Raw genomic sequence first — 14,083 nt, forward strand, 5'->3', positions numbered from 1 at the left:
AAAGTTCACATTTCAAACAGAAATGTAACGCACCTCACTGGATCGGTCATGACAAACCCTAGAGCAGCTCCTCGCCCACGATGGGTAAAAGCAGCCAGTTCTTGAAGCGCAGCCAGAGGAATTCCCCCGGTTCGTCCTCGTGCACGATGTCGCCGCCGGCGTCGTCGTATTCGAGCCACTGCACGCGCCGCCCGCCCGGCGCGAGCCGCAGCCGGTAGCCCAGGTTGACGCGCTCGCCGTTCATCAGCTTGTCGTAGTCCTGCACCAGCCGTGGGCTGTCGATCACCAGCCCCATCTCGGTGTTGACGGCGGCCGAGCGGTGGTCGAGGTTCATCGAGCCGACGAAGAAGCGCTGGTCGTCCACGATGGCCAGCTTGGCGTGCAGCCGGCTGATCGACTTGCCGAAGTCGCCGAAGCGCCCCGAACGCCCGGTGAGCGTGGGCGCGATCTCGTAGATGGTGACGCCGATCTTCAGCATGTCGGCGCGGTAGCGCTCGTAGCCCGCATAGGCCAGCGGTTCGTCGGTGGCGCCCAGCGAATTGGTGACCACCGTGATGCGCCCGCCGCGCTCGATGGTCGCCTTCATCATCGCCATGCCGCGCGCGCCCGGAATGAAGTACGGCGAGCCGATCTTCACTTCGTGCTTCGCCGCCTGGATCACGCCGAGCGCGCCCTCGGTCACACTGCCGCCGTAGGCCGCCTCGGCCTTGCGCGTGATCTTGTCGGGGTCGTCCACGAACAGCGTGGCCGGGGCCCAGTAGCGGTCGATGCGGCCGGTGGTGAGCTGCTCGCCGAGCGGCGACTTGTTCAGGATGTCGCGCTGGCGCATGGGCACGTCGGGCACGGCCGCGCGCGCCAGGGTGTCGAAGCGCCGCTGGGCTTCTTCCATCGGCAGGCGCCGCGGCGCGATGCGCTCGATGGGCCAGGCGTGCTCGCTGTTCCAGTAGCGGTCGAAGCCCTCGGACATGCGGCGCACGATCGGCCCGCTGGAGAGCACGTCCATGTCGATGAAGTTCGCCGCCGTGCTGCGCATGAAGTACTCGTTGGCGATGTTGCGCCCGCCCGAGACGGCGAAGCTGTTGTCGGCCACCAGCAGCTTGTTGTGCATGCGGTGGTTGATGCGCCCGAAGTCGCCCAGCGAGAACAGCAGCCGCGCGGGCAGCGAGCCGGCGCGCGAGGGCAGCGGGTTGAACAGCCGCACCTCGATGTTCGGGAAGGCCGAGAGGCTGCTGAACACCTCGTCCTCGCCCGCCGTGTACAGGTCGTCCACCAGCAGCCGCACGCGCACGCCGCGCGCGGCGGCCTCGCGCAGCTCCTTGAGGAACAGCAGACCGACGTCGTCGTTGCTGATCAGGTAGTACTGCACGTCGAGCGACTTCTGCGCATGCCGCGCCAGCGAGATGCGCGCGTCGAACGCGAACGCCGCCTCGGGCAGCAGCCGGAAGCCCGACAGCCCCGCCGCCCCGCCCTGCGGCGCGTCCTGGGCGGCCAGCCGGCCCAGGTCGGTGTCGGCCACGTCGGTGATCGCGTTCGTGAGCACCGGGTGCGGCTGCGGCGGCGGCAGGCTGGCGCAGCCCGCAAGCCAGGCGAGGGCCAGCCCGCTCGACACCAGGGCGACGAAGCGACGGAGGCGGAACAGGGCGGCGGCCATGGGTCGCACTGTAGCGCCGCAGAGCCCGGCCGGGGCGGCATGCCGCCCTATGATCAACGGCACACACGGCAGCCAACGAAAAGAAGGAAAAAACGCGTGCTCAATGGGTTGTGGCTGGGGTTCTTCGGGATGGCGGCGCTCGCAGCGCTGGGACGGTGGCTCGTCGGCGGCGACCCGACCGTGTTCGCGGCGCTGGTCGAAAGCCTGTTCGCGATGGCGCGGCTGGCCGTCGAGGTGATGGTGCTGCTGTTCGGCACGCTCACGCTGTGGCTGGGCTTCCTGCGCATCGCCGAAACCGCCGGCCTCGTCGGATGGCTCGCGCGCCTGCTCGGGCCGCTGTTCCGGCGGCTGATGCCGGGCGTGCCGGCGGGGCATCCGGCGCTGGGGCTCATCACGATGAACTTCGCGGCCAACGCGCTGGGGCTGGACAACGCCGCCACGCCGATCGGCCTGAAGGCCATGCGCGAACTGCAGCGCCTGAACCCCGACCCCGTGACGGCCACCAACGCGCAGATCCTGTTCCTGGTGCTCAACGCCTCGTCACTGACCTTGCTTCCCGTCACCATCTTCATGTACCGGGCGCAGCAGGGTGCCAGCGACCCGACGCTGGTGTTCCTGCCGATCCTGCTGGCCACGAGCGCCTCGACGCTGGTGGGCCTGCTGTCGGTGGCGGTGGTGCAGCGCCTGCGGCTGTGGGACCCGGTGGTGCTGGCCTACCTGGTGCCGGGCGCGCTGCTGCTGGGCGGCTTCATGGCGCTCCTGGGCACGCTGTCGGCGGCGGCCATCGCTTCGCTGTCGTCGCTGCTGGGCAACCTCACGCTGTTCGGCGTGATCATCGTGTTCCTGGCGGCCGGCGCGATCCGGCGCGTGAAGGTCTACGAGGCTTTCGTCGAAGGCGCGAAGGAAGGCTTCGACATCGCGAAGCACCTGCTGCCCTACCTCGTCGCGATGCTGTGCGCGGTGGGCGTGCTGCGCGCCTCGGGCGCGCTCGATTTCGCGCTCGACGGCCTGCGCTGGCTGGTGCAGGCGGGCGGCTGGGACGCGCGCTTTGTCGACGCCATGCCCACGGCGCTCGTCAAGCCCTTCTCGGGCAGCGCGGCCCGCGCGATGCTCATCGAGACCATGAAGACCCAGGGCGTCGACAGCTTCCCCGCGCTGGTGGCCGCCACCATCCAGGGCAGCACCGAAACCACGTTCTACGTGCTGGCGGTGTACTTCGGCGCGGTGGGCATCCAGCGCGCCCGGCACACCGTGGCCTGTGCCTTGCTGGCGGAGCTGGCGGGGGTGGTGGCTGCGATCGCGGTCTGCTACTGGTTCTTCGGCTGAGCCCGCTTACTTGCGGGGCTCGACCACCGGAAACATCAGGTCGAAGTTGTCGAGCATCCCGAACAGCTCGCCCAGCTTCGCCCGGTTGCCGTCGATCTTCACGAGCCCCGACTGCACGGCCTGCGGAAAGGTCGTCTGCTTCAAGGTGATCGCATCGAGCGTCGCCCGGCTCAATGTGACAGTCGCGTCCGCGCCGGCCGCCTGCTGGTTCTTCACGTGCGTGAGCGCCGAGTTCTCCAGCGTCAGCACGAACTTCTGGTTCGAATCGGTGAAGTTCCAGTTGACGACCATCGTCTTGCCCTCGGCCTTGGCCGCATCGAGCCGCACGCCGAGGAAGTCGAAGAAGAGCTCGTTGCTCACCGCCTTCAGCGTGTCGCCGTTAGCGCTGCTGCCGCCCGGGATCTTCGGCACGCCGTTGCGCAGTTCCATCGCGCCCACCAGGTAGGCGCTGCGCCAGGTGCCCGCCTCCGACTGGTAGCCCAGCTGCTCCAGCGCATCGGCGCCGAGTTCGCGTGCCGCGCGGTTCGCCGGGTCGGCGTACACCACCTGGCTCATCGCGCTGGCCACCCAGCGCTACTCGCCCTTCTTGAAATCTTCGCGGGCGCGCGCCACCACCGCGTCGGCCCCGCCCATGTACTCGACCGTCTTCTTCGCTTGCGCCACCGGCGGGAGCGGGTTCAGGTTGGCCGGGTTGGCGTCGTACCAGCCCAGGTACTTCTGGTAGACCGCCTTCGCGTTGTGGCGCAGCGTGCCGTAGTAGCCGCGCGTGGACCACTCCTGCTCCAGGCTCGCGGGCATGCGCAGCGTCTCGGCGATCTCGGACGCCGTGTAGCCGTGGTTCAGCAGGCGCAGCGACTGGTCGTTGATGAACTTGTACATGTCGCGCTGCTTCTTCAGCAGGTCGACGATGCGTTCGCGCCCCGTGGTGGGCCAGTGGTGCTGCGCGATGAGCACGTCGGTCCTGTCACCGAAGGCCACGCGGGCCTCGTCGATGTACTTGGCCCACAGGTTGCCATCGCGCACTTCGGCACCGCGGATCGTGTACAGGTTGTGCATGTTGTGCGTCACGTCCTCGGCCATGTTGAGCACGCGGAACTGCGGCAGGTACATGAGCATCTCGGACGGCGCCTCCGAGCCCGGCACCAGCTGGAACACGATCTGCACGCCGTCGATGGTGCGCTCCTCGGTGGTCTTCTCGACGGTCGAGGTGGGCGCGATCAGCGTCACGCTGCCACGCGCCAGCGCCTTGCCCAGGCCGGTGTCGACCTGCCCGCGCGCGCCCGGCGGCAGCAACGTGCCGAACTGGTACTGCGAGCGCCGGTTCATCGCGTTGCCCGCCAGGATGTTCTCGGCCACCGCCGACTCCATGAAGCCCGAAGGCGCGATCACCTGCACCTTGCCCGCGGCCACATCGGCCTCGCTGACCACGCCCTTCACGCCGCCGAAGTGGTCGGCGTGGCCGTGCGTGTAGATCACCGTGCCGACCGGCTTCTTCGGGCGGTGCTGGTAGTACAGCTCGAGCGCGGCGCGCGCGGTCTCGGCGGCCAGCAGCGGGTCGATCACGATCAGCGAGGTGTCGCCTTCGACGATGGTGACGTTCGCCAGGTCGAAGCCGCGCACCTGGTAGACACGGTCGGTCACCTTGAACAGCCCGTGAATCGCATTGAGCTGCGCCTGCCGCCACAGGCTCGGGTTGACCGTGTCGGCCGCCTCGTTCGCCTTCAGGAAGTCGTAGGGCTTCATGTTCCAGACCGGGCGCGGGCCGCTGCCGCTCACCAGCGCGTCGGGCACGGTGCCGATGAAGCCGCGCATCGCGTCCTCGAAGTCCTGTTTGTTCGCAAAGGGCAGCGCCTTCGCCATGTCGGCGTTGGCCTTCAGCGTGACGGGCTCGGCCGCCTTGGGCGCGATCACCGGCTGTGCGGTGGCGGCGAAGGCGCAGGCCCAGGCGACGAGGGCCAGAGAGAAACGGCGGGGCGCGAAAGAAGCGGCAGGAGCAATGCGGGTCATCGATGTCTCGGGGTTGGGTCTGTCGGACGACGAAAGCACGGGAAGGCAGCGGCCGATTTTCGGAAGCGCCCAACCCCTTGGCAAATGCAAAATGTGCGCTTGCTTTTGAACCAAAACGCAAAATGCAGCTGCGCCACCTCCAGCACCTGATCGCCCTCGCCGAGCAAGGCAGCTTCGGGCGTGCCGCGCAGGCCGTGCACCTGTCGCAGCCCGCGCTCTCGCGCAGCATCGACGCGCTGGAGCAGGCGCTGAAGGCGCGCCTGGTCGACCGCGCCTACGGCACCGTGCGCTTCACGCAGGCCGGCGAGCTGGTGCTGGCGCGGGCCCGCGAGCTGGTCGCCGACGCGCGGCAGATCCAGCGCGAGGTGCAGCAGCTCGAAGGCCTCACGCTCGGCAGCCTCAACGTCGGCCTGGGCCCGTTCGCAGCCGGCCTGCTGGGGCGCGCGGCGCTCTCGCTCATGACGCAGCGCCACCCGCAGCTGCTGATGCGCATGGAAGTGGCCGACACCCCCACCCTCAGCGAGCGCCTGCACCGGCGCCAGATCGACCTGTTCATCGCCGACACCCGCGACCTGAAGAAGCAGCCCGGCCTGAAGCTGGCGCGGCTGCCCAACGTGCCGGTGTCCTTCTTCGTGCGGCCCCGGCATCCGCTGCTCAAGCAGCCGGCGCCGGTCACGCTCGAGCAGCTCATGGACTACCCGGTGGCCGGCCCCAACCTGCCGGCCGAGGTGGCCGCGCATTTCGACCGGCAGATCCGCCGCACCGACCGCGGCGTGTTCAACGTGACCTGCGACGATGCCGACACGCTGCGGCACCTCGCGCTCACGGCCCACGCGGTGATCCTCGCGCCCCACGCGCCCGGCCTCGCGCCCGAGACCGCCGCGCTCGCGCCGCTGCCGGTGGCGGGCCTGTCGCGCATGCGCACCCACTACAGCCTGGTGACGCTGGCGGGCCGCACGCCCTCGGCCGCCGCCACGGTCTATACCCGGCTGGTGACCGAGTTGCTCGGCCCCGCCAAGCAGCCCGCCGGGGCCTGAGCCAAAATGGCCCCTCCTCCGCCGCTCACCGCCTCGTCGTCAGTTCTCCCGTGACCACTTCCCGCCGGGCCCAGCCCCCCACCTTCTCGCCCGGCGAATTCCGCAAGGCACTCGGCATGTTCGCCACCGGCGTGACCATCGTCACCGCGCGCGCGGCCGACGGCAGCCTGGTCGGCCTCACGGCCAACTCGTTCAACTCGGTGTCGCTCGCGCCGCCGCTGGTGCTGTGGAGCCTGGCGCGCGCGGCGGCGTCGATGTCGGCGCTGCGCGCCGGCTCGCACTACGCGGTCAATATCCTTGCTGCCAACCAGAAGGCGCTGGCGGAGCGCTTCGCCACCAAGAACATCGACCGCTGGGCCGACGTGGCCTATACCGACGGCCTGGGCGGCGCGCCGGTGCTGCAGGGTGCGGCGGCCAGCTTCGAGTGCTTCAACCGCAGCCGCTACGACGAAGGCGACCACGTGATCTTCGTGGGCGAGGTGGAGCGCTGCACGCACGACCCCGACGCCTCGCCGCTGCTGTTCCACGGCGGGCGCTTCTACACCGAGCACCCGTTGTGAAACACCCCGCGCTGCTGGCCGTCCTGCTGCTCGCCGCGCGGATCGCCACGGCGCAGGGCACGCCTGAGCCATCGCCGCTGCGGCAGAACTGGTTCGACGACCCCTTCTTCCAGGTCACCGCGGGCCTGCCGGCCTGCCCCATGCCGCAGGGCCCCTACTACACCGCCGAGGAGCGCCGCGCGCAGACCCATTCGCGGCTGGAGCGAGGCACCAGCTGCTGGCTCGCCGGCAAGTGCACCGACAGCAACGCCTACCGCTACGACAAGCCGCTCGCGCCCAAGGTGCGCGCCGCGCTGCGCGCGGTGCCGGGCGTGCGCCGCAGCAGCGTGTGGGTCACGGTGCAGCGCCGCTGGGTCTACCTGCAGGGCTGCGTGCCCGACGCGGCGCTGGCCCGCAAGCTCGAACGCGCGGCGCGCACCGTGGCCGACGTCGAGACCGTGGTGCCCGACCTGATGGTGGGCACGCGCGGCAAGCCGCCCTACCCGCCGGCCGGGCACTGAGCGCTGGCGCACGGCTTTGGCGCCGGCGCGCTACGATCATCGGATGAATTCGGCGGCTGTTCGCCGTCTTTGCCGCCCGTGCCGCCACCGACTGACCGCGAATGATCCAGCGCAAGACCCACCTCGACTCCCTGGCCATCGGCCTGCTCATCGTCTGCTGCGCGTTCTGGGGCCTGCAGCAGATCCTCATCAAGACCACCGTGACCGAGGTGCCGCCGCTGTGGCAGGCCACGGTGCGCATGGTCGGCGCGGTCGTGCTCCTCTGGCTGTGGTGCGTGGTGCGGCGCGTGCCGCTGTTCGAGCGCGACGGCACGCTGTGGCCCGGGCTGCTGGCCGGCCTGCTGTTCGCGGGCGAGTTCGCCGGCATCTACCTGGGGCTGCAGCACACCAGCGCCTCGCGGCTCACGGTGTTCCTCTACACGGCCCCGTTCTGGGTCTCGCTGCTGCTGCCGCGCTGGGTGCCGGCCGAGCGGCTGCGCGGCTTCCAGTGGCTGGGCCTGTTCATCGCCTTCGCGGGCGTGGTGCTGGCCTTCAGCGAAGGCTTCGGCCACATGAGTTCGTCGCAGCTCATCGGCGACGGCATGGCGCTGGCGGCCGGCATGCTCTGGGGCCTGACCACGCTCACGCTGCGCACCACGCGCCTGGCCACGGCCAGCGCCGAGAAAACGCTCTTCTACCAAGTCGCCGTGACCGCCGCCGTGTGCCCCCTGCTGTCGCTCGCGCTGGGCGAAACCTGGGGCTTCTCGTACTCCGCCTGGGCCTGGACCTCCATCGGCCTGCAGACGGTGGTCGGCGCCTTCGCCAGCTACCTCACGTGGATGTGGCTGCTGCGGCACTACCCGGCCACGCAGATGTCGTCCTTCACCTTTCTCACGCCGCTGTTCGCGCTGATCTTCGGCGTGGCGCTGCTGAAGGAGCCGCTCACGCTGCAGCTGGTGGTGGCGCTGATCGGCGTGGCGCTGGGCATCGTGCTGGTGAACCGGCGGCCTGCGGTACAACGCCCGGCATGAGCAAGAAACTCCACCGGTTCCAGCCTGTCCTCGACGAGATCGTCGCCACCCTGCGCCTGCAGCTCGGCCAGGGCGGCACCGTGGCCAGCTACATCCCCGCGCTGGCGCGTGTCGATGCGCGGCAGTTCGGCATCGCGCTGCGCACCTGCGACGGCGAGGAAGCCGGCGCGGGCGACTTCGAGACGCCCTTCTCCATTCAAAGCGTGTCCAAGCTCTTCACGCTCACGCTCGCCATGCAGCGCATGGGCGACGCGCTGTGGGAGCGCATCGGGCGCGAGCCCTCGGGCAACCCGTTCAACTCGCTGGTGCAGCTGGAGAACGAGCAGGGCAAGCCGCGCAACCCCTTCATCAATGCCGGCGCCATCGCGGTGGCCGACCGGCTCGTGAGCCAGGCCAAGGCCAGGGGCGGCAGCGCCAAGGCCGACATCCTCGCGCTCATGAGCAGCCTGTGCGGCGAGCGCATCGACTTCGATGGCGAGGTGGCGCAGTCGGAGGCCGACACGGGCTTTCGCAACGTCGCGCTGGCCAACTTCATGAAGAGCTTCGGCAAGATCGACAACGACGTGGCCGAGGTGCTCGACACCTACTTCCACCAGTGCGCCCTGCGCATGAGCTGCCGCCAGCTCGCGCGCGCCGCTGCCTTCCTGTGCCGCGACGGCGCGCACCCGATTCCCGGCGAGCCCGAGGTCACGGGCGAGCGGCAGACGCGCCGCATCAACTCGCTCATGCTCACCTGCGGCACCTACGACGCGGCCGGCGACGTGGCCTTTTCGATCGGCCTGCCCTGCAAGAGCGGCGTGGGCGGCGGCATCGTCGCGGTGGTGCCCGACCAGCTCACGCTGTGCGTGTGGTCGCCGGCGCTCGATGCCACCGGCAATTCGCTGCTGGGCATGAAGGCGCTGGAGATGTTCGTGGCGCGCACCGGCCTGTCGGTGTTCTGACGCGCGTTCAGGCCGCGACGGCCACCGGCGCCACGGGCAGGCAGCCCATGCCGTCGAGCGCGGCCTCCACGGCTTCTTCGAGCGGCGTGTGCGGCTCGCGTCCCAGAAAAGCCACCAGCTTCGCGTTGTCCATGCCCACGGGCGTGCGCCACAGGTAGCGCATCTCGCGCAGTTCGCGAAAAGTGACGACGAAGGGCGAGGCCAGCGCCAGCAGCCACCAGGGAAAGGCCGACACGCGCACCTGGGCGCCGGTGCGCCGGGCCACCACCTTGCGGATCGCATCGCTCATGCGCGTGCCGTCGGCGTCCCAGTGGCCGGCCATGTGAAAGCGCGCGAAGGGCGCGAGCCGGTCGCGCCGCGCGAGCAGCTCGACCATGGTGCGGGCCACGTCCGGCAGGTACGACCACTGATGGCCCACACCGGGGTCGCCGGGGCAGCTGACGGTCCGAACGGGTTGGCCCGCCTTCACCAGCCCCTGCGAGAACCAGTTGTTGCCGGCCTTCGGGCCGAAGAAGTCGCCGGCGCGCACGATCAGCACGCGCGCGCCCTCGCGGCTGGCGTCTTCGAGGCGTCGTTCCATCTCGACGCGGATCGCGCCCTTGGCGGTGAGCGGGTGCTGCGGCGAGTCTTCGGCCAGCAGCGGGAAGGCATCGGGGCCGAAGTTGTAGACCGTGCCGGGCAGCACGACGGTCGCGCCCTCGGCCTTCGCGGCGGCCAGGGTGCTGTCGAGCATCGGCAGCACCAGCTCCGACCAGCCGCGATAACCCGGCGGGTTGACCGCATGCACGATGACCGCGCAGCCCTTCGCGGCCCGCCGCACGGCCTGCGCGTCCATCGCGTCGCCGGCCAGCCAGGTGATGCCCTCGCGCTTTCCTTCGACCGCGCCGCGCTTCAGGGCGCGCACCTCCCAGCCCGCATCGCACAGCTGGCGGGCCACCTCGCCGCCGATGCCGCCCGTGGCGCCGAGCACCAGAACCGTGTTGTCGTTGCGTGCCATGAAATGCTCCTGAACAGTGATCGATGGGTGAATTCTGGGCAGGATGGGGTTCGAATGGAATTGCCGAACATGTACCACCAGCCATACATTTCCGTATGACCTGGAACATCAGCTGGGAGCTGTACCGCTCCTTCCTCGGCGTGCTGCGCGAGGGTTCGCTCTCGGGTGCGGCGCGCGCGCTCGGCATCACGCAACCCACCGTCGGTCGCCACGTGGCGGCGCTCGAAGAAGCGCTGGGCGTGGTGCTCTTCACGCGCTCGCAGGTGGGCCTGCTGCCCACCGAGGTGGCGCTGGCGCTGCGCACGCACGCCGAGGCCATGGAAAGCACCGCCGCCTCGCTGCAGCGCGCGGCCAGCAGCCAGGGCGACGGGGTGCGCGGCGTGGTGCGGGTGTCGGTCAGCGAGGTGGTCGCGGTGGAGGTGCTGCCGCCCGTCGTGGCGCAGCTGCGCGAAGCGCACCCGGCGCTGAAGGTCGAGCTGGTGGCGACCAACCGCGTGCAGGACCTGCTGCGGCGCGAGGCCGACATCGCCGTGCGCATGGTGCGGCCCCGGCAGGCGCAGCTGGTGGCGCGCCGCATCGGGAACATCGAGCTGGGCTTCCACGCGCACAGCAGCTACCTCGCGCGCCACGGCACGCCGCGCACGCCCGACGACCTGGCGGCGCACGCGCTCATCGGCTACGACCAGCCCTCGGCCTTCGTGCGCGAGGCGATCAAGTCCTTCAAGTCGGTCACGGGCTTCACGCGCGACGCCTTTGCGCTGCGCACCGACAGCGACCTCGCGCAGCTGGCCCTCATCCGCGCGGGCGCGGGCATCGGCGTGTGCCAGGTGGGCCTGGCCAAGCGCGACGCCGAGCTGGTGCGCCTGCTGCCGCGCGCGCTCTCGCTGAAGCTCGACACCTGGGTCACGATGCACGAGGACCTGCGCCACAGCCCGCGCTGCCGCGTGGCCTTCGATGCGCTGGTCGAGGGCTTGCAACAGTACGTTGGCGCGGCTTCCACGCCCGCGCCCCGGGCGACAATGCCCCGCGCAAGACCCAAAGCTTCTCCCTGAATGACGACGACGACCGATTCCCCCGACCACCTCCCCCTGCAGGAACCCCGCCTCTGGCGCGACGACCTCTGGACCGCCCGCATCATCAAGAACGAGGAAGACGACGGCTGGGCCGTCGAGATGACCCGCCACGGCGACCCCGAGCCCGCGCTCGTCGGCCCCTGGACCATGGGCCGCGACAAGAAGAACCCCAAGCCGCTGGACACCCCCGCCTTCCACACGCTGGTGAAGACCGCCGCCGAGGTGATCCGCCGCCACGAGCAGCAACTGCACGCCACGCTCAACAAGAGCGTGACGGTCACCGCGCGCAACGACCAACGCGTGCGCGTGGCGCTGTCGATCGTGCCCGACGAAGACAACCCCTCGGCCACGCTCACGGCGTATGACGATGCCGACGATTCGGAACTGGCGAGCGTGAACGTGTCGCCCGCGTTCCGGCTCACGACGTCGAGCGCGACCGCGTGGATCGAGTCGGACTACGCACGCCCGCGCAGCTGATGTGCTCAGGCGCTGCGCGCGAATAGCACACGCGCCGCCCTTTCGCCAATTAGCGAAAAAGCGTATGTTCACGCCGGGGTGAGTTGAGAAGAATCCGCCCCAACGAGCAATCGTTCCCAGTCATACGACGCCCGCTGCCAGTGCTGCCAGCGAGGTGTCGGGCAATTAAGCCCGAATCGGTTTCACCACCGGTTCGGGCTTTTTTGTTTTTTCGGTCGCAACAACGCCTTTTTCAAACGGATGCGCGTCATCCGGTGGCGCAGCTTTGCCCGAAGAAAACGCACTGGCAGCACAGCGCTCGTTTGCAGGGGCCGCGCGGCGGGAGGAGACACCCAACGCACGGCTTCCGAAGGTCGGATGTTCCTGATGACTCGCACAAAACCAAAGCAAAGGAATTTGACATGACGAACGCTTTCAACCGCCGCCAGATCGTGAAGACGGGCGGCTCCATGATCGTGCTGGGCGCCGCCGGCGGCGTGGCCGGCCTGGCCCGCGCGCAGGACGGCGCCACCGTGAAGCTCGGCCTGCTGCACTCGCTCTCGGGCACCATCGCCATCGCCGAGGCTTCGCTGGTCGATGCCGAGAAGCTGGCCATCGAGGAGATCAACGCCGCCGGCGGCGTGATGGGCAAGAAGATCGAGGCCGTGGTCGAAGACGGCGCGAGCGAGAACTCGGTGTTCGCCGAGAAGGCGCGCAAGCTGCTGGAGCGCGACAAGGTCGCGGCCATCATCGGCTGCTACACCTCGGCCTCGCGCAAGGCGCTGCTGCCGGTGCTCAACCAGGCCAAGGGCCTGCTGTTCTACCCCACCTACTACGAGGGCCAGGAGCAGGACAAGCGCGTGTTCTACCCCTCGCAGGAAGCCACGCAGTCGGTGATCGCGGCCGTGGAGTGGATGGCGCGCGAGAAGGGCAAGAACTTCTTCCTCGTCGGCTCCGACTACATCTATCCCCGCACCTGCAACAAGATCGCCAAGCCCGCCATCGCGAAGGCCGGCGGCAAGGTGCTCGGCGAAGAGTACGCACCGCTGGGCCACACCGAGTTCTCGTCGATCATCAACAAGATCAAGGCCGCCAAGCCCGACTGCATCTACAGCACGGTGGTGGGCGGCTCCAACGTGGCCTTCTACAAGCAGCTGCGCGCGGCGGGCCTGGACGGCGCCAAGCAGGTGCTGCTCTCGACCGTGGTGTCCGAGAACGAGATCGACGGCATCGGCAAGGACAACGCCGCCGGCTACTACGCCTGCATGGGCTACTTCCAGAGCATCAAGTCGCCGGCCAACGAGAAGTTCGTGAAGGCCTTCAAGGCCAAGTACGGGCAGGACCGCGTGATCGGCGACCCGATGGAGGTGGCCTACAACAGCGTGTACCTGTGGAAGCTGGCGGTGGAAAAGGCCAAGTCCTTCGACGTCGACAAGGTCACGGCCGCCGCCGCGGGCGTGGAGATCGAGGCGCCCGAAGGCACGGTGCGCATCCACGCCACCAACCACCACGTGTGGAAGAAGGTGCGCGTGGGCCGTGCGCGACCCGACGGGCAGTTCGACATCGTGTGGGAATCGCCGCAGCTGGTCGAGCCCAACCCCTTCCCGAAGGTCTGAACGCGATGAACTTCGACATCGCGGTGATGCAGGTGTTCAACGGCGTGAGCCTGTTCACCATCCTGCTGCTCATGGCCATCGGGCTGGCCATCGTGTTCGGCCTGATGGGCGTCATCAACATGGCGCACGGCGAGCTGATGGCGCTGGGCGCCTACATGACCTACTTGGCGGCGCGCTTCTTCGCGCACTACGCGCCGGGCTTCATGGACCTGTACCTGTTCGCCGCGATTCCTTTCGCGTTCGCCGTGACCTTCGCGTTCGGCTATGTGCTGGAGCGGGGCTTCATCCGCTTCTTCTACGACCGCCCGCTGGACACCCTGCTGGCCACCTGGGGCCTGAGTCTCATGCTGCAGCAGGCCTACCGCTCGATCTTCGGCGCGCAGGAAGTGAGCGTGCCGCTGGCCTCGTGGCTGGCGGGGGCGTGGGAGCCGACGGCGGGCATCCAGCTGCCGCTGAACCGCATCTTCATCGTCGGGCTCACGGCCCTGGTGGCGGTCGGCGTGTACCTGCTGCTGTACCGCACGCCCTGGGGGCTGAAGGTGCGCGCGGTGACGCAGAACCGTGCCATCGCCGGCGCGGTGGGCATCGACACGCACCGCGTCGACGCGATGACCTTCGCGCTGGGCTCGGGCCTGGCGGGCATCGCGGGTGCGGTGTTCACCATGATCGGTTCGACCAACCCCGGCACGGGCCAGCTGTACATCGTCGACTCGTTCATCGTGGTGGTGTTCGGCGGCGTGCAGAGCCTCGTCGGCACCGCGCTCTCGGGCTTTGCCATCGCGCAGTCGCAGACCTGGCTCGAGTACCTCATGAGCGGCTCGATGGCCAAGGCCACGATCCTGCTGCTGGTGATCGCGGTGCTGTACTTCCGGCCCAACGGCCTGTTCGCCACGCGGTCGAGGAGCTGAG

At 69.2% G+C, this 14,083-nt stretch carries 12 protein-coding genes and 1 pseudogene; 10 read left to right on the top strand and 3 right to left on the bottom strand.

Annotated features, from left to right (window positions below):
* Nucleotides 1-58: 58 nt before the first annotated feature.
* Nucleotides 59-1,651 (bottom strand): phospholipase D family protein, encoded by a 1,593-nt coding sequence (locus AC07OX_RS29305; protein WP_495263097.1) that lies wholly within the window; start codon nt 1,649-1,651, stop codon nt 59-61.
* Nucleotides 1,652-1,747: 96 nt separating this feature from the next.
* Here AC07OX_RS29305 and AC07OX_RS29310 point away from each other — a divergent pair, with 96 nt between their 5' ends.
* On the top strand, nt 1,748-2,977 hold the full coding sequence (locus AC07OX_RS29310) for a nucleoside recognition domain-containing protein (RefSeq protein WP_062470462.1): 1,230 nt from the start codon (nt 1,748-1,750) through the stop codon (nt 2,975-2,977).
* 6 nt (nt 2,978-2,983) lie between these two features.
* Here AC07OX_RS29310 and AC07OX_RS29315 read toward each other — a convergent pair.
* Nucleotides 2,984-4,984, bottom strand: a pseudogene (locus tag AC07OX_RS29315) (alkyl/aryl-sulfatase).
* A gap of 122 nt (nt 4,985-5,106) precedes the next feature.
* Here AC07OX_RS29315 and AC07OX_RS29320 point away from each other — a divergent pair.
* The 5 genes from AC07OX_RS29320 to AC07OX_RS29340 all read left to right on the top strand — a co-directional run bounded on the left by AC07OX_RS29320 (nt 5,107) and on the right by AC07OX_RS29340 (nt 9,032).
* Entirely contained in the window at nt 5,107-6,021 is a 915-nt protein-coding gene (locus AC07OX_RS29320) for a LysR family transcriptional regulator (protein ID WP_495263096.1), read from the top strand.
* A 50-nt stretch (nt 6,022-6,071) separates the two neighbouring features.
* Nucleotides 6,072-6,581, top strand: coding sequence for a flavin reductase family protein (locus AC07OX_RS29325; protein ID WP_139703538.1), 510 nt, complete (start codon nt 6,072-6,074; stop codon nt 6,579-6,581).
* Complete coding sequence (locus AC07OX_RS29330) at nt 6,578-7,081, top strand: BON domain-containing protein (RefSeq protein ID WP_495263095.1); 504 nt, start codon at nt 6,578-6,580, stop codon at nt 7,079-7,081. The genes AC07OX_RS29325 and AC07OX_RS29330 overlap by 4 nt, the downstream gene beginning before the upstream one ends.
* Before the next feature lie 101 nt (nt 7,082-7,182).
* A complete protein-coding gene (locus tag AC07OX_RS29335) occupies nt 7,183-8,091 on the top strand; it encodes a DMT family transporter (RefSeq protein WP_492742529.1) in 909 nt (302 codons plus the stop codon).
* Nucleotides 8,088-9,032 carry a glutaminase gene (locus AC07OX_RS29340; protein ID WP_495263094.1) on the top strand — a complete coding sequence of 315 codons (945 nt, stop codon included), beginning with the start codon at nt 8,088-8,090 and terminating at the stop codon, nt 9,030-9,032. The genes AC07OX_RS29335 and AC07OX_RS29340 overlap by 4 nt, the downstream gene beginning before the upstream one ends.
* A gap of 7 nt (nt 9,033-9,039) precedes the next feature.
* Here the strand turns inward: AC07OX_RS29340 and AC07OX_RS29345 are convergent, their stop codons facing one another.
* Nucleotides 9,040-10,029, bottom strand: a complete 990-nt coding sequence (locus AC07OX_RS29345; RefSeq protein ID WP_495263093.1) for an NAD-dependent epimerase/dehydratase family protein — start codon at nt 10,027-10,029, stop codon at nt 9,040-9,042.
* Nucleotides 10,030-10,124: 95 nt separating this feature from the next.
* Between AC07OX_RS29345 and AC07OX_RS29350 the strand changes: the two genes are divergently transcribed.
* From AC07OX_RS29350 to urtB, 4 genes are all read left to right on the top strand, one after another.
* Nucleotides 10,125-11,081, top strand: coding sequence for a LysR family transcriptional regulator (locus AC07OX_RS29350; RefSeq protein WP_495263092.1), 957 nt, complete (start codon nt 10,125-10,127; stop codon nt 11,079-11,081).
* Nucleotides 11,082-11,579 (top strand): hypothetical protein, encoded by a 498-nt coding sequence (locus AC07OX_RS29355; RefSeq protein WP_495263091.1) that lies wholly within the window; start codon nt 11,082-11,084, stop codon nt 11,577-11,579. It abuts the gene before it with no gap.
* A 401-nt stretch (nt 11,580-11,980) separates the two neighbouring features.
* The gene (gene urtA / locus AC07OX_RS29360; protein ID WP_369645816.1) at nt 11,981-13,174 is read left to right on the top strand and encodes an urea ABC transporter substrate-binding protein; all 1,194 of its coding nucleotides are present in this window, start codon (nt 11,981-11,983) and stop codon (nt 13,172-13,174) included.
* A gap of 5 nt (nt 13,175-13,179) precedes the next feature.
* The gene (urtB, locus tag AC07OX_RS29365; RefSeq protein WP_495263090.1) at nt 13,180-14,082 is read left to right on the top strand and encodes an urea ABC transporter permease subunit UrtB; all 903 of its coding nucleotides are present in this window, start codon (nt 13,180-13,182) and stop codon (nt 14,080-14,082) included.
* Nucleotide 14,083: the final 1 nt, after the last annotated feature.

The sequence above is a fragment of the Variovorax sp. GW821-FHT09D07 genome (assembly GCF_059416345.1).

Excerpts from the sequence above, each read along its gene's own strand:
- AC07OX_RS29355 (WP_495263091.1), top strand. The coding sequence starts at position 11,082 with ATGACGACGACGACCGATTCCCCCGACCACCTCCCCCTGCAGGAACCC.
- AC07OX_RS29340 (WP_495263094.1), top strand. The coding sequence starts at position 8,088 with ATGAGCAAGAAACTCCACCGGTTCCAGCCTGTCCTCGACGAGATCGTC.
- AC07OX_RS29320 (WP_495263096.1), top strand. The coding sequence starts at position 5,107 with ATGCAGCTGCGCCACCTCCAGCACCTGATCGCCCTCGCCGAGCAAGGC.
- AC07OX_RS29305 (WP_495263097.1), bottom strand. The coding sequence starts at position 1,651 with ATGGCCGCCGCCCTGTTCCGCCTCCGTCGCTTCGTCGCCCTGGTGTCG.
- AC07OX_RS29350 (WP_495263092.1), top strand. The coding sequence starts at position 10,125 with ATGACCTGGAACATCAGCTGGGAGCTGTACCGCTCCTTCCTCGGCGTG.
- urtA (WP_369645816.1), top strand. The coding sequence starts at position 11,981 with ATGACGAACGCTTTCAACCGCCGCCAGATCGTGAAGACGGGCGGCTCC.
- AC07OX_RS29335 (WP_492742529.1), top strand. The coding sequence starts at position 7,183 with ATGATCCAGCGCAAGACCCACCTCGACTCCCTGGCCATCGGCCTGCTC.
- urtB (WP_495263090.1), top strand. The coding sequence starts at position 13,180 with ATGAACTTCGACATCGCGGTGATGCAGGTGTTCAACGGCGTGAGCCTG.
- AC07OX_RS29345 (WP_495263093.1), bottom strand. The coding sequence starts at position 10,029 with ATGGCACGCAACGACAACACGGTTCTGGTGCTCGGCGCCACGGGCGGC.